General features: G+C 45.8%; 19 protein-coding genes and 3 pseudogenes. 19 read left to right on the forward strand and 3 right to left on the reverse strand.

The annotated features are described in order from the left end of the window. The first annotated feature begins 20 nt into the window (after nt 1-20). From ASF12_RS11740 to ASF12_RS11800, 13 genes are all read left to right on the forward strand, one after another. Nucleotides 21-686: a hypothetical protein gene (locus ASF12_RS11740; protein ID WP_056034405.1), complete on the forward strand. Its 666-nt coding sequence runs from the start codon at nt 21-23 to the stop codon at nt 684-686. A gap of 282 nt (nt 687-968) precedes the next feature. Next, complete coding sequence (locus ASF12_RS11745) at nt 969-1193, forward strand: hypothetical protein (RefSeq protein WP_056034407.1); 225 nt, start codon at nt 969-971, stop codon at nt 1191-1193. A gap of 36 nt (nt 1194-1229) precedes the next feature. Continuing rightward, on the forward strand, nt 1230-1637 hold the full coding sequence (locus ASF12_RS11750; protein WP_056034411.1) for a spore coat protein: 408 nt from the start codon (nt 1230-1232) through the stop codon (nt 1635-1637). Between the two features lie 97 nt (nt 1638-1734). Then, nucleotides 1735-2226 carry an Lrp/AsnC family transcriptional regulator gene (locus tag ASF12_RS11755; protein ID WP_056034414.1) on the forward strand — a complete coding sequence of 164 codons (492 nt, stop codon included), beginning with the start codon at nt 1735-1737 and terminating at the stop codon, nt 2224-2226. Nucleotides 2227-2238: 12 nt separating this feature from the next. Continuing rightward, entirely contained in the window at nt 2239-3456 is a 1218-nt protein-coding gene (locus ASF12_RS11760) for an aminotransferase class I/II-fold pyridoxal phosphate-dependent enzyme (protein WP_056034417.1), read from the forward strand. A 213-nt stretch (nt 3457-3669) separates the two neighbouring features. Further along, nucleotides 3670-4242 carry a cob(I)yrinic acid a,c-diamide adenosyltransferase gene (locus tag ASF12_RS11765; RefSeq protein ID WP_056034420.1) on the forward strand — a complete coding sequence of 191 codons (573 nt, stop codon included), beginning with the start codon at nt 3670-3672 and terminating at the stop codon, nt 4240-4242. A gap of 17 nt (nt 4243-4259) precedes the next feature. After that, the gene (locus ASF12_RS11770) at nt 4260-5255 is read left to right on the forward strand and encodes an RluA family pseudouridine synthase (protein WP_235533140.1); all 996 of its coding nucleotides are present in this window, start codon (nt 4260-4262) and stop codon (nt 5253-5255) included. A 116-nt stretch (nt 5256-5371) separates the two neighbouring features. Next, entirely contained in the window at nt 5372-5755 is a 384-nt protein-coding gene (locus ASF12_RS11775; protein WP_056034422.1) for an arsenate reductase family protein, read from the forward strand. Nucleotides 5756-5762: 7 nt separating this feature from the next. Beyond that, complete coding sequence (locus tag ASF12_RS11780) at nt 5763-6998, forward strand: aminotransferase class I/II-fold pyridoxal phosphate-dependent enzyme (RefSeq protein WP_056034426.1); 1236 nt, start codon at nt 5763-5765, stop codon at nt 6996-6998. 82 nt (nt 6999-7080) lie between these two features. After that, nucleotides 7081-7743, forward strand: a complete 663-nt coding sequence (locus tag ASF12_RS11785; RefSeq protein WP_081418769.1) for a 5'-3' exonuclease — start codon at nt 7081-7083, stop codon at nt 7741-7743. Nucleotides 7744-8966: 1223 nt separating this feature from the next. Beyond that, the coding region (locus ASF12_RS36155) for a reverse transcriptase domain-containing protein (RefSeq protein WP_155973119.1) at nt 8967-9545 on the forward strand (579 nt) is incomplete at its 3' end. 34 nt (nt 9546-9579) lie between these two features. Further along, nucleotides 9580-9930 carry a reverse transcriptase domain-containing protein gene (locus tag ASF12_RS34440; RefSeq protein ID WP_268795426.1) on the forward strand — a complete coding sequence of 117 codons (351 nt, stop codon included), beginning with the start codon at nt 9580-9582 and terminating at the stop codon, nt 9928-9930. Continuing rightward, nucleotides 9927-10451, forward strand: coding sequence for a reverse transcriptase domain-containing protein (locus ASF12_RS11800; RefSeq protein WP_081418770.1), 525 nt, complete (start codon nt 9927-9929; stop codon nt 10449-10451). The genes ASF12_RS34440 and ASF12_RS11800 overlap by 4 nt, the downstream gene beginning before the upstream one ends. A 356-nt stretch (nt 10452-10807) precedes the next feature. On the opposite strand, the pseudogene ASF12_RS36560 reads toward ASF12_RS11800, so the two are convergent. The 3 pseudogenes from ASF12_RS36560 to ASF12_RS11810 all read right to left on the reverse strand — a co-directional run. Then, a pseudogene (locus ASF12_RS36560) lies at nt 10808-10948 on the reverse strand (IS256 family transposase); the annotation flags it as partial. Nucleotides 10949-11046: 98 nt separating this feature from the next. Then, nucleotides 11047-11569: pseudogene (locus tag ASF12_RS11805) on the reverse strand (IS256 family transposase); the annotation flags it as partial. A 33-nt stretch (nt 11570-11602) separates the two neighbouring features. Continuing rightward, nucleotides 11603-12355: pseudogene (locus ASF12_RS11810) on the reverse strand (IS256 family transposase); the annotation flags it as partial. A gap of 441 nt (nt 12356-12796) precedes the next feature. Here ASF12_RS11810 and ASF12_RS11815 point away from each other — a divergent pair. From ASF12_RS11815 to ASF12_RS11835, 6 genes are all read left to right on the forward strand, one after another. After that, the gene (locus tag ASF12_RS11815) at nt 12797-14662 is read left to right on the forward strand and encodes a DUF2075 domain-containing protein (protein ID WP_056034434.1); all 1866 of its coding nucleotides are present in this window, start codon (nt 12797-12799) and stop codon (nt 14660-14662) included. Nucleotides 14663-14694: 32 nt separating this feature from the next. Beyond that, a complete protein-coding gene (locus tag ASF12_RS34445) occupies nt 14695-14871 on the forward strand; it encodes a hypothetical protein (protein ID WP_155973107.1) in 177 nt (58 codons plus the stop codon). A 324-nt stretch (nt 14872-15195) separates the two neighbouring features. Further along, entirely contained in the window at nt 15196-15768 is a 573-nt protein-coding gene (locus ASF12_RS11820) for an RNA polymerase sigma factor (protein WP_056034437.1), read from the forward strand. Then, nucleotides 15758-16318: a hypothetical protein gene (locus ASF12_RS11825; RefSeq protein WP_056034439.1), complete on the forward strand. Its 561-nt coding sequence runs from the start codon at nt 15758-15760 to the stop codon at nt 16316-16318. The genes ASF12_RS11820 and ASF12_RS11825 overlap by 11 nt, the downstream gene beginning before the upstream one ends. A gap of 400 nt (nt 16319-16718) precedes the next feature. Then, nucleotides 16719-16982, forward strand: a complete 264-nt coding sequence (locus ASF12_RS11830) for a hypothetical protein (RefSeq protein ID WP_056034443.1) — start codon at nt 16719-16721, stop codon at nt 16980-16982. A gap of 273 nt (nt 16983-17255) precedes the next feature. Next, a complete protein-coding gene (locus tag ASF12_RS11835; protein ID WP_056034447.1) occupies nt 17256-18311 on the forward strand; it encodes a hypothetical protein in 1056 nt (351 codons plus the stop codon). Nucleotides 18312-18316: the final 5 nt, after the last annotated feature.

Raw genomic sequence — 18316 nt, forward strand, 5'->3', positions numbered from 1 at the left:
GCAGAAAGGAGAGAGACACTATGAAAAATCGCCATCCGCTGCTTGACCAGCAAGTAGAGCTGGACATATCGGGAAAGGTTGCGGCTATTCGCGGCAAGCTGATTGAATTCGGGCAAGATATTTTAGTGCTGCATACGGGTTTGCAATTTATTTATGTTCCGCTCATTCATTTGCAGCAGCTGCGTCTGTCCAATCACAAGTATGACCCATTCGAGGTGCCGGAGCTGCCCTTTGAAGCCTACAATGAAACGGTATCCTACCGCAAAATTTTGATGAATGCCAAAGGGATGTTTTCCGAGCTGTACATTACCGGGAATCAATCGATCCATGGTTACGTTACGACAGTTATGAATGATTATTTCGTGTTTTATTCCCCGATTTACCACACGGTTATGGTGTCTTTGCACCATCTGAAATATTTAATTCCCTACAACCCCGATGTCACGCCATACAAGCTGACTCCCGAGCAGTTTCCATTAAGGCCATCCCCCGTCACTTTGTCGCGAACGTTCGATCAGCAGCTGCGCAAGCTGATGGGTGAATTCGTCGTGCTCGATTTGGGAGAAAACTCAAATAAAACGGGCGTTCTTAAAGCGATTGATCAAAGCATGCTTGAGCTGTCCACCGCGAGCGGCGCTTCGGTATTTTTACATTTTGACCATGTGAAAACCGTTCATTTGCCTTAAAGGTTCGTTCTGTCTTCCGTAAGCTATATGATGAAGGTGAAAGTGCCTATTGACCTTGCGAAGAGGGGATAGGCCCTTTTGCGTGATTAAACGACGTTGTGGACAAGCACGAAGATAAGCCTAGTGGACGGCGTTGTAAATTAAGGTGGTCTACCCATACATAATTAGTGGGAGACTGATCCATAATACGTAAGGGTTGACATTCGGTCAGCCGAGCGGAGCTATGAACTTCGCTCGCGAACATGTATTCAATCATAGAAAAGTTAAGGAGGAGGAAATTCGATGTTACAGCCAATGACCGCGAAAGAACTCGAGTATATAGCCGATTCGATGTCCAACGAGGATTTGCTGATTAAGCAATGCTCAGCCGTATCTGTAGGTGCAAGCACCCAGCAGCTTCGTCAGGCATGCTCGCAAATGCTCAATACGCATCAGCAGCATTATCAGACATTGATGCACATGCTTCAGCAGCATCAAAGCATGGCGCCGACCCAGCCTCAGCAATAAGCATATTTGGCAAGCAGACATAAGGAGGAAAAAGAGATGCAACAGCAATATGCGCAATCGTTTTTGCCAGAAGAGGATCTGGCCTACACGGTACTTAGCGACTTGAAACGGGTAACCCGCGAATACGCGACGGCGGCCACAGAGGCTGCCTGTCCATCCATCCGCCAAATGTTTACGAACCTGCTGAACAGCACGCTGAAAATGCAGGGCGAGCTATATCAAGTGATGCAGTCGCAAAATATGTACAACACCGCATCGCCTGTGCTCAGACAGGAGATCGACAAGCAGTTGAAGGAGTACCAGCAAACCCAGCAAAAAACATCGCAGTTTTTGCAGCAGCGTATGGGCAGCCAGTCGCATGCGATGCAAGCAGGATACGGCCATATGGTGCAACAGCAGCAACAGCACAACCAGCAAAATTCCCATCAGCCCTACTACATGTAAAGACCCTTCGGGGTCTTTTGTTTTTTTCTTTGCAGGAAGCCCGGATTCGTTGTAATATGAAGGGTAATAACTTCAGGTTTGCTGGAAGGAGTATATGATGAACGAATTGCAACTCAAAGTATTGGAGCTGCTCAAGGAAGACGCCAGACGTGACGCGGAATTAATCGCCACTTTGCTAGGTGCTCCCGCTGAGGAAGTAAAGCAGGCAATAGCCGAGCTTGAACATAATCATATTATTGTCAAATACGCGACTATTGTGAACTGGAGCAAGGTAGATGACGAGAAGGTAACGGCGCTGATTGAGGTGCAAATTACACCTGAGCGGGGACGTGGCTTCGAAGGCATAGCCGAGCGCATTTACTTATATCCGGAAGTGAAATCCGTATATTTGATGTCCGGAGCCTATGATCTGCTCGTTGAGATCGAAGGGAAAAACTTGAAGGAGGTTGCCTCCTTCGTATCGAATAAGCTGTCCCCAATCGATGCTGTATTGTCGACAAAGACGAACTTTATTTTGAAAAAATATAAACAGGATGGAATTATCTTCGAGGAGCATGAGGGTGACGATCGTTTGATGATTTCGCCGTAAGAGGTGAATGTGATGATTAAAGAAGAGGAAGAGCTGGTACGGACGAAGGTGAAGCGTCAAGCGATGACGGACTATTTGACCCCTTCTGTCCAAAATATTAAACCATCGGGTATTCGTCGTTTTTTTGATTTGGTCAATACCCGCAAAGATGTCATTACGCTTGGTGTTGGCGAGCCGGATTTTATTACGCCATGGCATGTTCGTGAAGCGGCTGTTTATTCGCTGGAAAGAGGCAAGACGCAGTATACGTCAAATGCGGGCCTGCCTGCTCTGCGCGAAGCGATCGGCCAATATTTGAATGATCAGTTCCAGACACCGTACGATCCAGCAAATGAAATTCTCGTCACCGTTGGCGGCAGTGAAGCGATTGATTTGGCGCTCCGGGCGTTAATTGTGCCAGGCGATGAAATTTTAATCCCGGAACCTTGCTATATTTCCTATTCTCCTATAACTGCGCTTGGCGGCGGTGTTCCTGTAGGTATTGAGACTTTTGCTGAAGACAAGTTCAAGCTTAAGGCTGAATCGCTGCAGGCTGCTATTACTCCGCGTTCCAAGGTGTTAATTTTATGTTATCCGAGCAATCCGACGGGCGGCATTATGACTTATGAGGATTGGCTTCCGATTGCCAAAGTGGTCGAGGATAACGATCTCATTGTCATCTCGGATGAGATTTATGCCGAGCTTACTTACGGAACGAAGCATTGCAGCTTCTCGGCGATGCCGGGTATGCGGGACCGCACCATTCTCGTCAGCGGCTTCTCGAAGGCGTTCGCGATGACGGGCTGGCGGCTTGGCTACGCTTGCGGACATCCTGATCTCATCGCCGCAATGCTGAAAATTCACCAATATACGGTCATGTGTGCTCCAGCCATGGCGCAATATGCTGGTGTAGAAGCGTTGACGCGAGGATTGGAAGAGAAAGACCGGATGGTTGATGCTTATAACCAGCGTCGCCGCCTTGTTGTGAAGGGCTTCCGCGATATCGGGCTGGAATGCCATGAGCCGGAGGGCGCGTTTTATGCGTTCCCCTCGGTTAAGGCGATGGGGCTTTCATCCGAGAAATTTGCCGAACGCCTGCTTGAGGAAGGCGGCGTAGCCGCTGTTCCGGGCGATGTGTTTGGCCTCGGCGGCGAAGGGTATTTGCGCTGCTCCTATGCAACCTCGGTTTCAAATTTGGCCGAAGCGCTGGATCGCATTGGCGGCTTTGTGCACAAGCTGAAGCAGGGCTAAGCGTGAAATTCGAAGAGCTGTGTTCTGCAGCATTTTTACACGGCTATTTTTGAGCAATGGCGGCATTCCAGTTTGAGCTGGAATGCCGCTTTTTTGTGCTGGACACGGGCAGATTCTCAGGGAATGCTTCGGCAGGAATGGCCGTTTATGGTATAGTGTATAGTAGCTTTTTAAAAGCAGACGGAAGTGTAATGAGAGGGGCAATGCTGAGCCATGAGATTATATACGCGTACGGGAGATAGTGGAGAAACGGCATTAATTGGAGGGCGTGTCCGCAAGGATGATATTCGAGTGGAAGCCTATGGCACGATTGATGAGCTGAACTGCTTCGTTGGGCAGGCGGCTGCGGAGGCTGCACAGCATGAGCAGCTTGCGGAGATGGCAGCGCTGCTGGTCGATATTCAGCAGGAGCTGTTCGACTGCGGATCTGACCTTGCTTATGCAAGGCCGGGAGCGCCGCTTAAAGTGACGCCGGAACCGGCAGAACGGCTGGAGCAGATTATTGATGTATACATTACGGAGGCGCCGGAAATTACTCGGTTTATTTTGCCAGGGGGAAGTCCGCTTTCTTCGCTGCTGCACGTATGCCGCACCGTATGCCGCCGGGCTGAGCGCCGCGTCGTGACGCTGGCTGCTGATCATCCGGCTAACCCCGAGGTGACGAAATATTTGAACCGCCTCTCGGATTTCTTTTTTGCAGCTGCACGTGTGGCGAACGCCAAGCTCGGCGTGCCGGATACAGAATATGTTAGAAGCAAGGAAGTGTTCCGGAAACGGAAAAAATAATGGATGCGGGCGATTTGATGAATACCGATGGAATAATGGATATAGATGCTAATTATTATAAGCCGCTGATGGTCGTCGTGCGGGCGGAGGATGCGGGGATGTCCGTGCGCGCCCTGGTGGAGCGAAGGCTTGGCGTATCGCGCAGCCTTCTGTCGCGGGTTAAGCTGACTGAGCATGGAATTACGGTCAATGAGCAGCGTGTTTACACGACCGCGACGGTTGTTGAAGGGGATATCATCCGCATTCGGATGGAGAAAGAGACGTCGGAAGATATTTTGCCGGAGCCGATCCCGCTCCAAATTGTGTTTGAGGATGAGCATTTGCTCATTCTCAATAAGCCGCCGGGTATTGTCGTACATCCAACACATGGGCATTACACGGGAACGCTGGCCAATGGCGTGGTGTACCATTGGCGGGAACGGGGCGAGAAGGTGCGTTTCCGTCCGGTAAATCGCTTGGATGAGGATACCTCTGGACTTGTTGTCGTTGCGAAGAGTCCGTATATTCACCAGCAATTATCCGACCAGCTCCAAGCAGATGCGATTACGAAGCGTTATGCGGCTTTCGTATATGGTGTTCCGCCCGAGCGGGCAGGTACGATTAATGAGCCGATTGACCGTGATCCAGATTCGCCGCATGTCCGTATTGTGACGCCGGATGGCTATCTCTCGGTCACTCATTATGAGATTGCGGCGGAGTACGGAGATGGCGCTGCTTCGCTCGTACGGCTGCGGCTGGAGACGGGACGCACGCATCAAATTCGCGTGCATATGAAATATATCGGCTGCCCGTTGATCGGCGATGCGATGTATGGGCTGCCGCCAGAAGCAGGCGAGCTTTGCGCAGCGTGGGAGCAGGCAGCCGGCAGGCAAGCTCTGCATGCGGAGATGCTGGGCCTGACGCACCCGATGACGGGGCAATGGATGGAGTGGCGCGCTGAACTGCCAGAGCAGCTCAAGCTGTTGAAGCAATTGCTGGAGCAAAAGCAAGAAAGCGAGCCTGGAGCAACTTAATAAATAAATAAAGAAAGAAACAAATAGATAAACAAATAAATAAACAAATAAGTGAAACAGGATGCGGCTAAGTTACTCTATTATATGATTGGTTTAAGCAATGGAGGAGAACGTGAATGAGTGCAAATACATGGCAAGCGGGGACGATTACCGTCTATCAATATCCCAAATGCGGAACATGCCGCAATGCGGTGAAATCGCTGCAGGCGAAAGGCCATAAGCTGGAGCTGAAGCATATTGTGGAGGAGACGCCGACAGCGGAGCAGCTTAAAGAGCTGGTCAAGCTCAGCGGATTGGAGCTGAAGAAGTTTTTTAATACCTCCGGCGACGTATATCGCGAGCTTGGACTCAAGGACAAGCTTGGCTCCATGAACGAGGACGAGCAGCTTGCCTTGCTGGCTTCGAACGGCATGCTGATCAAACGTCCGATTGCGACGGATGGCACGAAAGCGACAGTTGGTTTTAAAGAAGAGCAATATGTTCAGGAATGGAATGGGTGAGCGTAGGATGACAACAGGCAAGTGGCGTTCTAATCGGCTGGACGAGCTGGGCTCTTCTATTTTTGCCGAGGTCATTCAGTGGAAGAAGCAGGCTAGAGCTTCAGGCATGGATGTCATTGATTTAGATATCGGCAGTCCGGACAAGCCGCCTTCAGATGCTGTTATGCAGGCACTTGGCGACGCTGCGCTTCGCCCGAATCAGTATGGCTATATGGGCACGCGGGGAAGCGACGCTTTTCGCAGCACAGCAGCAGAATGGATGGCGTTTCGCTTTGGCGTGCAAGTAGATGCTGAGTCGGAAATGCTTTCTTTAATGGGCTCGCAGGATGGGCTGGCTCATTTGGCGATGGCGGTCTGCAACTCGGGCGATGAGGTGCTGCTGCCGAACCCGGGCTATCCGATATATGCAGGGTCGCTTGCGATTGCCGGCGTAAAGCCGATTTTTTATCCGCTCACGGCAGCGGGTGGATTTTTGCCGGATGTGAAGGCTATTACGGAAGAGGAATGGCGCCGTGCTAGGTTTATTTTGCTCAATTATCCAGGGAATCCGGTATCTGCTGTAGCCGATATGGCGCTGTTTGACAAGGTGCTGGACAAAGCTCGCAAATACGATGTGCTCGTAATAAACGATGCCGCCTATTCTGAAATGGCGTTTGACGGCTTTGAGCCGCCTAGCATTCTTGCTGTCGATGGGGCGATGGAGCGCGCGATTGAAATTCACTCTTTATCAAAGAGCTTTAATATGGCAGGCTGCCGCATCGGCTTTGTGACAGGCAACCGGGAAGCGGTTGGCGCACTGCGCGAGCTGAAGGATAATATTGATTATGGCATCTTTGCTGCTGTGCAGGAAGCAGGCGTTGCGGCGCTTAAAGAAGCGATGTCCAAGGCGGCTCCTCCTAAAGTAGGACAGCTGTATGAGCGCCGCCGCGATGTTTTCATCGAAGCGCTTCGTGCAGGAGGCTGGCAGGTGGAGAAGCCTAAAGCGACGATGTTTATTTGGGCAGCGCTGCCGGCTATGGAGTGGACGCATCCGGATGGGCCTTGGACCTCGCGTCTGATTGCCCGTGAACTGCTGGAACAGACGGGTGTGGCGGTCATTCCAGGCGAAGCATTCGGCAGCGAGGGCGAAGGTTATGTGCGTCTGGCGCTTGTGGTGGATGAGGCACGGCTGCTTGAGGCAGCGGAGCGCATTGGCCGTTTCATTCGCGGTGAAGCGCGTGTGCATCAACGTTCAACAACGTAGAAGAGAAAGCCTAGAAAGTAGGCATGGAGAACTGAGAATTAGTGATTAAAGTTGATAATAGACATAAAGGATGAGCATGTAAATGAACGAAAATAAAGTTCTAATTGTTGACGGAATGGCTCTTCTTTTTAGAGCTTATTTTGCTCAATCGTATAGCGCTAGGCGTTTGGAAGATGGAACTCCCACAAATGCCATCTTTGGTTTTTTTCAGTATTTCTTTGATGCAGTAAATCAATTTCAGCCGACGCATGTCGTATGCTGTTGGGATATGGGAAGTAAAACTTTTCGATCTGACTTGTATTCAAATTATAAAGCAAACAGGCCAAGCGCACCTGAAGATTTAATTCCACAGTTCTCTTTGGTAAAGGATGTTGTTGCTGCTCTTCAAATACCAAACATTGGACTGGAGGGCTACGAAGCAGATGATTGCATCGGGACGGTATCGAAACGTTTTAGTGATCTTGGACATGTCTATGTTCTTACAGGTGATCAAGACATGCTCCAGCTGGTGGATGAGCGCATTCATGTAATAATCATGAAGAAGGGCAGATCCAACTATGCGGTTTATGATTTAGATTTCCTGAAGGTTGATAAAGGCATTCATCCTTTTCAGGTCATCGAAATGAAGGGTCTTACAGGGGATACAAGTGGGAACCTGAAAGATGTGGGAAAAAGGAATAGATTAATAATTGGGAAATACAATTCACTTAAAAATCCTTGCTTTAGAGGATTATATGCTGCTTGATCCAGAATATTATTATAAATTGGGATAATAGGTTGTGTTATTAGAAATACGGGATCTTGATAAACATATCAGGGTCTTTTTAGCATGCTTTGAAAAGTGTGTACGGTGGGGGCAGCCTCAGTTTTTTTATCTATCGAAATGAAATAATTGTGTGGAACTTGTTAAAAGTATGTGAAACCAATACTATAAATGTTGACCAAGTGATAAAAATATGTAATTGCTGAAGCAGTCTCGATTAATATTAAATCATCGGGATTTTCTTTATATAGAACGAAATGCTATCCAAATAAAATAAAGTATCAGACTACCTCAGCCTCATTAAGCTAACGGACAGTCAAGTTTAATAAAAGGCACTCTAGAAAAATTACTGTTAAGTAATCTGCAGAGGTTTTGATAGTGAAGGACCCAAGTGCGAATTTTTAGGCAGGCGTCGATTCGTTGTACGGCGCTCTTCAGCGAGCAACATTTCAGATGTCGTTACGCCAACTAACAGCAGATAACGAGTCTGTAAAATAGTTTGTGTAGTGCGGCCGGGCAAGGTCGTTCATTCTAGTGGGTGGGAGTCCCATCAGGATAAAGCCTAACCAGCAGTCCTGTAGCTAGTTCTTGGAGGCTAANTTTGTGTAGTGCGGCCGGGCAAGGTCGTTCATTCTAGTGGGTGGGAGTCCCATCAGGATAAAGCCTAACCAGCAGTCCTGTAGCTAGTTCTTGGAGGCTAAGCGGTAACGGTTGGTTTTAAGCGTAGAACGGCAATATAACGGGCCGAAAGCGCAAGCTGAAGTGATTGAGCCCCGAAAATACGTGGAGACAGGCCGATGTAGTTACACATGCAGAAGGCAGAATCNAACGGCAATATAACGGGCCGAAAGCGCAAGCTGAAGTGATTGAGCCCCGAAAATACGTGGAGACAGGCCGATGTAGTTACACATGCAGAAGGCAGAATCCGTTCAAGCGATAAGGTGAGCTTGAACGGGCGCTCCGGGGTCTTAGAGCTTGGCACGTTACAGATCGAGAATGAGCGGCAACCCGGGAGACCCTATCTCTTCCTCAAATCAGTGGGTATGCCGTACAAGCGAAAATCAAGCAAGGAAAGCAAATGAGAGATAGGGAGTCGGATGGCTGAGTAGTATCAAAGAAGCTACGTAATGGCAGTGGAGAAAAGGCAGCCACATCAGAAGGTCTTGACGAAGGACACAATTGCCACACGCAGAGGTGGAAACGAATTGGAAACGAAACTTGTTAAGATAGCACAATTAGCCAAAGAAGAGCCCAAAGAGATATTCACAAGTCTGATCCATCTGCTGGACGAAGAAGCGTTATTTATGTGTCACCGGGAGTTAAACGGGAACAAGGCCGTCGGAGTGGACGAGGTAACGAAAGCGAAGTACGAGGAGAATCTAAGCGTGAATATAAAGAATCTCCATCACTCCCTGCGTAGGATGGCGTACAAACCGCAACCGGTCAGACGTGTGTATATTCTGAAGCCCGGAAGCCATAAGATGAGGCCGCTAGGCATTCCAGCATACGAAGATAAGATGGTGCAGCTAGCCATAAGTAAAATCCTGTCCGCGATATACGAACAGGACTTTTTGGAATCTTCATTCGGATTTCGCCCCGGACGTGGCTGTCATGATGCACTTAGGCAGCTAAATACGACCATCATGACCAAGAAAACGAACTGGATTGTGGATGCAGATGTAGCAGGGTTCTTCGATCACGTAGACCATAAATGGATGATGAAATGCCTGAAGGTTCGAATCAAGGATCGCAAACTGTTGCAACTGATTGAGCGCATGCTTAAGNGGGTTCTTCGATCACGTAGACCATAAATGGATGATGAAATGCCTGAAGGTTCGAATCAAGGATCGCAAACTGTTGCAACTGATTGAGCGCATGCTTAAGGCGGGAATAATGGAAGAGGGAACTCGTCGGCAAACCGAACAAGGCACGCCGCAGGKCGGAATTATTTCTCCGGTACTGGCGAATGTCTACTTGCATTATGTACTCGATCTATGGTTTGAAAAACGAATGAAGAAGCAGTATAGAGGCCAGTCGCATATGGTTCGATATGCGGATGATTTTGTATGCTGTTTCCAATCCGAAGGCGAGGCTAGAAACTTCTATCTACAATTGCAGGAGAGGCTGGAAAAGTTCAACTTGCAGATCGCTCCAGATAAAAGCAAATGAAGAAGCAGTATAGAGGCCAGTCGCATATGGCTCGATATGCGGATGATTTTGTATGCTGTTTCCAATCCGAAGGCGAGGCTAGAAACTTCTATCTACAATTGCAGGAGAGGCTGGAAAAGTTCAACTTGCAGATCGCTCCAGATAAAAGCAAAATCATAGAGTTTGGTCAATTCGCTGAACAAAACAGGAAGAACAGTAGAACAGGCAAGCCGGAAACGTTCGACTTCCTGGGCTTTACTCACTACTGTGGAAAAAGCAGGAATGGGAAGTTTAGAGTGAAGAGAAGAACGAGCAGGAAGAAATTCCATTCAGCTGTTCAACGAATGAAGGCATGGATAAAGACAAACCGGACCCTTCCTGTTCAATCGCTACTCGAACAGCTTAAAGCCAAACTCACGGGGCACTACAGATACTACGGTATCACCGACAATGGCCCCATGCTGTCGAGTTATTGGTACAGCACAATGAAGCTGCTATTTAAATGGATGAATCGGAGAAGTCAACGAAATAGCTATACTTGAGTGGTTGTAATGGAAACGTTGACCTGTGTCGTCATTGGAGCGGGATNCGGTATCACCGACAATGGCCCCATGCTGTCGAGTTATTGGTACAGCACAATGAAGCTGCTATTTAAATGGATGAATCGGAGAAGTCAACGAAATAGCTATACTTGGGACAAGTTTCTATTGCTAATGAAAGCAAAACCATTACCGAGACCGAAAATATATTCGAGCGTGTTTAACAGTAGGGTTCTCGTGTGAATCTTCTGATGAGGAGCCGTGTGCGTAAATAGCGCAAGCACGGTTCTGCGAGGGGGGAGCGTACAATCCTATAAGGAAAGGCGCTCTTCTACTCTACAACGCTCTTGAAGCAAAAATTAACGGAGGTGCTGACCGATCCGTTCAGGGAAAAAGACGGAGAGCTGGAGGAGCATTTGTCCCCAATTCTGCACACGTCCTGTCCACTTTCGGGTAACGTCCATCGTAGCCAAATAAAGCATTTTGAGGAGGGACTCATCGGTGGGGAAAATGCTTTTTCCCTTTGTCACTTTCCGAAGCTGACGGTGGTAGCTCTCAATCATATTGGTCGTATAAATGAGTTTACGAATCTCAGGTNGTGCTATCTACGCTCATAGTCGGGCTGATCATGACTCGTCGGTGGGGAAAATGCTTTTTCCCTTTGTCACTTTCCGAAGCTGACGGTGGTAGCTCTCAATCATATTGGTCGTATAAATGAGTTTACGAATCTCAGGTGGATATTTAAAATAGGTGGCGAGTTCATCCCAGTTGGTACGCCAAGAGCGCACCATGAGCTGGTATTTGCTTCCCCATTGTTCTTCAAAGCGATCTAATTCGAGTAAGGCTGCTTCTTCAGTGACCGCTTTGTAGATCGGCTTTAAGTCAGCCGTTACCTTTTTTAGATCCTTGTACGAGACGTAACGGATGGAGTTACGGATTTGGTGAATGATGCATTTCTGAATCTCGGCATTCGGATAGCAGGCGGAGATCGCCTGAGAGAAGCCCGTGAGGTTATCCACACAGGTGATCAGAATGTCCTGTACACCACGGTTTTTAAGCTCGTTTAATACACTGAGCCAAAATTTAGCGGACTCGTGCTCCCCAATCCACATGCCAGGAACTTGAACCATGTCTCAACAAAATCATTACTCCGNAATAGTCCGTTCCCGGTCACGCTCCATATGAGAGAAGCCCGTGAGGTTATCCACACAGGTGATCAGAATGTCCTGTACACCACGGTTTTTAAGCTCGTTTAATACACTGAGCCAAAATTTAGCGGACTCGTGCTCCCCAATCCACATGCCTAATACGTCCTTGTTTTCATCTAAATCGATGCCAATGACCATGTAGGCTGCCTTATTCACAATGGCGCCGTCTTGTTTCACTTTGTAATGAATTGCATCCATAAATACGACTGCGTAGATGCCTTGCAACGGCCGATTCTGCCATTCTTTAATGAGGGGGACGATTTTGTTCGTCACGTTTGAAATCATCGTGGGAGAGACGTCTATCCCGTATAGATGATGGAGATGGTCTTGGATATCCCTCGTACTGACACCTTTCGCGTACATCGCGATGATTTGGTCCTCAATACCGGTCACGGTGGACTGATGCTTCTTCACAATCACGGGCTCAAACTCGCCATGACGATCGCGAGGGACGGCAATCTCCACCTCGCCGTATTCACTTGTTACTGTCTTTTTCGTTTTCCCGTTTCGGCTATTGCGTGTCGYTTTGCTTTTCACATCATGCTTCTCATAGCCCAGCTCCGTGTCGAGCTCAGCCTCTAGCATGGATTGCARCGTCTCTGCAAATAGCTCCTTCAATGCCGACTGCACATCTTCCATCGTTTTGAGGTTGTTTTCCTTCACAAATGCCTTCACTTGTTCCTTATTGAATCTCGCCATCGGTGCCATCCTCTCAAACCAGCCTTTCTTCTATTGTAATAGGGTTTGAGAGTTTACACAGAANAAATGCCTTCACTTGTTCCTTATTGAATCTCGCCATCGGTGCCATCCTCTCAAACCAGCCTTTCTTCTATTGTAATAGGGTTTGAGAGTTTACACAGAATATTTTACAGACTCTCTAAAAAGGGAATTCTGCTGAAAGGAAGTCAGTCTATTAACTGACTTCCTTTCAGCTTTTTTCATGGTTGGGTAAGAAAATACTGCAAATGCTACATTTCAATAGATGTCCATCCTCAAGAACCTGTCGCATAAAAAGGAGTCTTGCCTCATTTTGTCGAATTATACCAGCAAAAGAATTTGGAAAGAAAAATTCCTACGCAAGATTCGTTTAGTTTTTGATTTAAGGCAGGATGCTAGCATTACTACATAAGAAGGTGCCTAATGATTATATACAGTAGCTCTGTTGCTGACTTTAAAGAGGCAGTGGATGACAATAAAATTACTAATAGGATCGAGGCTGCGTTTGTTGAAAAGCTAGGGAGGAAGCCTGCGATTTCGGAACGGCGTTCTTGGAATAATTCCATGCAGTTCATGGAACGGATCATTCGGAATTCGAAGGTTGCTGACGACTGTGGGGTGTTAATTGAATACAATATTCCGGCTACAAGTAAACGGATCGACTTCCTCATTGCAGGACAGGATGATAAGCAGAATCAAAACTTCATTATTGTTGAGCTTAAGCAATGGGAAGAAGCGTGGTCGACAGAGAAAGAAGATATCGTCAAGACATCATTAAATGGTGGGGTGAGAGAAACCACGCATCCATCCTACCAAGCATGGTCTTATAGACAGTATATCGTTGATATGAATGCAGCCGTACATAGTCAGGATGTGAACGCACATTCTGTTGCTTTCTTGCATAATTACCAAGAAAAAAATCCTGAACCCCTCAAATCCAAACAGTACGAGAAAATGATTGCGGAGGCTCCTTTATTTTTGTCTCATGAAACGAAGAAGCTGCAAGAGTTTATTTTTAAATATGTCGGCAAAGGCAAAGGAATGGAGCTCCTTTATAATATTGAAAATGGGAAAATAACACCTTCCAAAGCGTTGATTGACCATATAAGCGCTTTATTTGATGGCAATTCAGATTTTGTGCTGCTTGATGAGCAGAAGGTTGCTTACGAGACCATCGTAACCCTTGCAAAGAAACAAGACAAAAAGAGGACGATCGTCATAAAAGGCGGACCAGGCACGGGGAAATCCGTTATTTCTATGAACTCGCTTGGAGGCTTGCTGCGCAACAGCTTGAATGTGAAATTTGTGGCGCCTAATTCCTCTTTTCGAAATGTCATGGTGGAAATGTTGACGAAGCAAAGCTCCAGATCGAAGACGAGAACGAAGAGCTTATTTCTAGGATCGGGCAGCTTTGTTGGGGCGGATGTTGATGCGTTTGACGTTTTGATCGTAGATGAAGCACATCGTCTGAAGGGCAAAGGCGCCTATATGTATAAAGGTGTGAATCAGATAGAAGACATTATTAAAAGTACAAAAACTAGCGTATTTTTCATTGACGATATGCAAAGAATTAGGCCAGATGATATCGGTACGGTTGATGAAATCAAGAGAATTAGCAAGGAGCTAGGAGCAGAATACCATGAGTATTCTTTGCATGCTCAATTCCGATGCGCTGGAGCAGAGGGTTATTTAAACTGGGTTGATGATGTTCTAGACATTAGACAGACGGGGAATTTTAACGGGTGGGATAAGGCGGTTTTTGATTTTCGCATTGTAGATTCACCGCATCGTTTGTATGAGCTTATTAAAGATAAACAAGCTAACGGTCATAAAGCACGTCTGTTAGCCGGTTATGCATGGAGCTGGACAGGTCCGAAACTAGGGAATACGAATGGACAGATTGAAGATGTTATTTTGGAGGAGCATGGCTTTAAAATGCCATGGAACGGATATGCCATTCGTGAATCATGGGCCATCCATCCTGATGGAATTGATCAGATAGGCTGCGTTCATACGACGCAAGGGCTGGAGTTTGAGTATGTCGGCGTCATTATAGGAAACGATTTAAGATATGATGCTGATACAGGGACTTTGTTTTCTGATTTCAAGGACTATAAAGATGTTACAGGGAAAAAGGGCTTGAAGAACGATCCGGCCAGGCTCAATGCCCTCATCAAGAACATCTACAAAATCCTAATGTCCAGAGGAATGAAGGGCTGTTATATCTACTGTAGGGATCAAGCTCTTCAAGCTTATATCCAGACTAGACTGGCAACAACGACACTATAGTAAGAATGGTAGAACTGAGGTGCCCCCTTAGAATGGACATTGGAAAAACCCCTGGTTTATCCGATGGAAAGCTCTCTTTTCATATAGATATCCTTTGTAAGTCGATTGCCCTGAAATTCAGCGCAGTCGGCTTTTTTGCGTTGAAGGGAGGAAATGAAATGATTAAGGTAATCGCATTATTTGCCAGCGAAGGGGATTCCCCTTTTTGAGAAGTTACGAAAAGTGTGCAGGAAGTATATTATAAATGGTTTGACGTTATAGTGAGAAAGCATTTGGATTTCAATCATTTCCAGCTCCTCAGAGGGAAATAGAATTTTTTGGAGAATATGTAAGAATGACTTCTCCCTATTCGTGCTTGTTCGATATTGTTGGTGTCGTTACCACAATTTTCGACAAACTGGGGCGAAGTCCCTTTTTTACTCTTGAAATCCTGCGCCTTACAAGGGTCAGGATTGTTATAAATATTCGATGTACAGTAGAGTAGCTATTTCTGACTTTCTGGAATAATTAGACCTAAGAGGGAGGAAGCGAAAATGGATGAGCTCATACTGGGGCTATTTCGCAGTAATGTTCGTGAGCTAGACGAATTAACTCAACGTAAATTGTTTATGACCTATAGAGAATTTGTATATCGATACATTTACCTTATGCTCCACGACCACGCATTTACGGAAGATGTCATACAGGAAGGCTTTATTAAGGCTATGGAGTTTGGCCCTAAAACAAAAGCGGATTCCAACATAAAGGCATGGCTCATGCAAGTTACACGCAGAACCGCCATAGATTTTATTAGAAAAAATAAAAAGTACCATCTGGTTTTTGACCTTGAGTCCGTTATTATTTATGAGAACAGTGAGTTGTTGAATCCAACAAGCGAAATAGTTGAAAAAACACTACAGAACGAACTACTGCTTGAAGCTCTTAATGAACTTACACTTAATCAACGAATTATTTTAGTCATGCGTTATATAGAGTACATGTCTTATAAAGAAATTGCTAAGGAGTTAAACATTAATGAACATGCATTAGGTAAACGTTTAGAAAGAGCCAAAAAGTCATTAGCTAATCTGTTCAAAGGAAAATGGGGTGAGAACCATGAAGTCTAATAATCGAGTAGACAATAAAAATGATCTATTAGCATCCGCAATCAATGATATGCATTCTTCAATTGATATCCCAGATGGAGAAACAGCATGGAGACGGATGCAGACCAGAATAATTCAGCAGCAAAAACGATCCTACCGTAAAAGAGTTTTTAAAATTGGAATTGCAATAGCAGGCTTCTCACTTATTCTTGGAACGTTTGCCACCTCCCCAAAGGAGAGCTATGCCTCTATGCAAAGTTTATTTGTAATGGTGAAAGACGCTAAACAGGGACTGGTTAATCTCCTATTTGGAGAAAACCGTCCAAAGAATACTGAAGGTGCTGAGACATTGCCCCCTCCTGATGCTTTAGGAAGCGAGTCTGGGCATGATAACCATTCAATTACATCCACTTTGTCAGGAGAAAGCGTTCAGGCAAAGGAAACAACCCTTGAAACAGCTCGTAACAAATTAGATTACAAAATTCGTGCACCAGAGCATGTACCTAATAATTTATCTTTATTACTGAAAAGAAGCTTACTACTGATAGCACGGGGTGGAACAATTATTTAAATGAAGCATCTAGAACAATAAAAGAAGTTAGCATAAACGATCTTCTTGGGAAGCTAAGTGAAGAACAGGCACTGAAGATTGCGCGATCAATGAAATAGAAAGACGAGCATGGTTCCAAAAGAAAAAAGCGCTACAACCCGAAAAAAATCGGCTTGAAGCGCTTTTTTAGTTAACTAAGAGACTAGACGTAAAATACTGCTAATTGCTCTTTGATTTTCATTTCACATAATCTCATCGTTGTAAAATTTTATAAATTCATGTCAGATTTTATCATAATGATGCGTTTATATAGTAAGCAGCCAATAATGAAAACACAAAAGGACACGAGAGGAGCGCAAGAGACATTCTAGTCAATGCGTTTATTATTGACATGCTAAATTTCATACGAGGAGGATTCACAATGAAATTAGCTAAAAAATCCATTGTTGGTATTATTGCTTCTGTTGCATGCTTGGCGTTTGCTGTAAATGCGTATGCAGGTACGAATACGTCTATCGTTCCGGCAACGGGTTATGGATCACTAACCGGTACATTGGAGTATGTATCTGGAAATGCGTATGCCATGTGGTATACCAATGTTGCTAACAATCCTGATAATGCATATCCGACCATTGTCGGCTCACAACAGAATATTAGCGGAACAACACTTCACACATTTTCATAGAACGGTCTCAGAGGTACTGGGGGGATTGGTCGAGGTGATGACTTATATCCAGGCGCATACGCTTTTTATGGGACGCATGGTATACAGGGCGGTAATACGTATTCCGCTTATGCTGCTTACACCGTAACACATACGTAAAAGTGAATAATGCCTGCTTCATGGTGAAATGTTTATGACGTGGAGATAGAGCACAAAACAGAGATTAGTGCTTGACAGATCGTCAAGCACTAATTTTGATATGGAGCCGGAAATCAAGAGGGGGATGACAACACGGTGAAAAAATTATTAGGATTCAAACGCATGGCGTTCCTAATCATGATGACACTTGCAATCTTCGCGGGGGGATGCTCCCTGAACAAAATTGAGGAACCTAATGATACTGTAGATGCAACCCAAAATCCATTTGAGAAAAATAAACCGCAAACCACCGTTCTTGGTAGTATCGGTCATGGTTTCATTAATCGTCAGCTTGATGTAAACGGAAGGGTTCTTCCTCTGGAATACAATGGCGGCGAATTGAAAATCGAATACTCTGTACGTGCTTCCGGTACAGCAAAAAATGTTGGATTTTTTATTTTTGTTGATGGAAAGGCTCAACCCTACAAATTGGACGAGAGTGACTCTCCGTATCAGTATATGCATCTCCTTGAATTGAAGGATGATGACAAAGAGACGCCGTTCGCTTTTGTATTTACTCCGGTCACAGGAAAACAAGGGGATACTTTGCAACTCAGTATCGCTAGCCTATATAATCCAAGTTTTATACCTGACATGAAAACAACAAGCTCCTATGGAGGCTATCAAACGACTTTGGAGGCAGGCAGACCGCTAATTTTCAAGAAAGATGCAGAATCTGTTGATTTTGCTCCTTATGCACAACAAGGGGGTTTAAATCATGTTCAACTGTCAACGGAGCCAATGACACAAGAGCTATTGGATAAGCATAGTATTGTGGAAACCGTAGACATTGATAAATTGGACAAAAATGTGTATGGCGGTTTATATATAGATGGGGCAATGCGACAAGACCACTTTCAGATACAGAAAAGCGGAACGCTCCATGTGACCTTCAATCTATTTGGTCATCCCGGAATGAGATATCGTAACACGTTTTATATTAATCATCGAGCGTTGGCAGCCGAGGATGGTGTATCCTTTGAAACGGAGTTGACCAAGGGCAATATAGCGGTTATTGACGCCGATATAGAGCTAGAGAAACTAGAGGATTTCAGTACTTTTTATGTGGTCTCTGTTCCTATTAATGCAAATGATTTTCCTGATGATGTCGTTGTATTAATGAAGACCCCTTCTTTGCTACTATATAGGTGATGGGA

This window comes from Paenibacillus sp. Leaf72 (genome assembly GCF_001422685.1).
Classification (GTDB): Bacteria; Bacillota; Bacilli; order Paenibacillales; family Paenibacillaceae; genus Pristimantibacillus.

What these genes read in the sequence shown, in the direction of transcription:
- ASF12_RS11745 (WP_056034407.1), top strand. Translation starts at nt 969, where the DNA reads ATGTTACAGCCAATGACCGCGAAAGAACTCGAGTATATAGCCGATTCG.
- ASF12_RS11830 (WP_056034443.1), top strand. Translation starts at nt 16,719, where the DNA reads ATGAAATTAGCTAAAAAATCCATTGTTGGTATTATTGCTTCTGTTGCA.
- ASF12_RS11750 (WP_056034411.1), top strand. Translation starts at nt 1,230, where the DNA reads ATGCAACAGCAATATGCGCAATCGTTTTTGCCAGAAGAGGATCTGGCC.
- ASF12_RS11785 (WP_081418769.1), top strand. Translation starts at nt 7,081, where the DNA reads ATGAACGAAAATAAAGTTCTAATTGTTGACGGAATGGCTCTTCTTTTT.
- ASF12_RS11800 (WP_081418770.1), top strand. Translation starts at nt 9,927, where the DNA reads ATGAAGAAGCAGTATAGAGGCCAGTCGCATATGGCTCGATATGCGGAT.
- ASF12_RS11825 (WP_056034439.1), top strand. Translation starts at nt 15,758, where the DNA reads ATGAAGTCTAATAATCGAGTAGACAATAAAAATGATCTATTAGCATCC.
- ASF12_RS11775 (WP_056034422.1), top strand. Translation starts at nt 5,372, where the DNA reads ATGAGTGCAAATACATGGCAAGCGGGGACGATTACCGTCTATCAATAT.
- ASF12_RS34445 (WP_155973107.1), top strand. Translation starts at nt 14,695, where the DNA reads ATGGACATTGGAAAAACCCCTGGTTTATCCGATGGAAAGCTCTCTTTT.
- ASF12_RS11740 (WP_056034405.1), top strand. Translation starts at nt 21, where the DNA reads ATGAAAAATCGCCATCCGCTGCTTGACCAGCAAGTAGAGCTGGACATA.
- ASF12_RS11755 (WP_056034414.1), top strand. Translation starts at nt 1,735, where the DNA reads ATGAACGAATTGCAACTCAAAGTATTGGAGCTGCTCAAGGAAGACGCC.
- ASF12_RS11765 (WP_056034420.1), top strand. Translation starts at nt 3,670, where the DNA reads ATGAGATTATATACGCGTACGGGAGATAGTGGAGAAACGGCATTAATT.
- ASF12_RS11820 (WP_056034437.1), top strand. Translation starts at nt 15,196, where the DNA reads ATGGATGAGCTCATACTGGGGCTATTTCGCAGTAATGTTCGTGAGCTA.
- ASF12_RS11770 (WP_235533140.1), top strand. Translation starts at nt 4,260, where the DNA reads ATGAATACCGATGGAATAATGGATATAGATGCTAATTATTATAAGCCG.
- ASF12_RS11780 (WP_056034426.1), top strand. Translation starts at nt 5,763, where the DNA reads ATGACAACAGGCAAGTGGCGTTCTAATCGGCTGGACGAGCTGGGCTCT.
- ASF12_RS11760 (WP_056034417.1), top strand. Translation starts at nt 2,239, where the DNA reads ATGATTAAAGAAGAGGAAGAGCTGGTACGGACGAAGGTGAAGCGTCAA.
- ASF12_RS11815 (WP_056034434.1), top strand. Translation starts at nt 12,797, where the DNA reads ATGATTATATACAGTAGCTCTGTTGCTGACTTTAAAGAGGCAGTGGAT.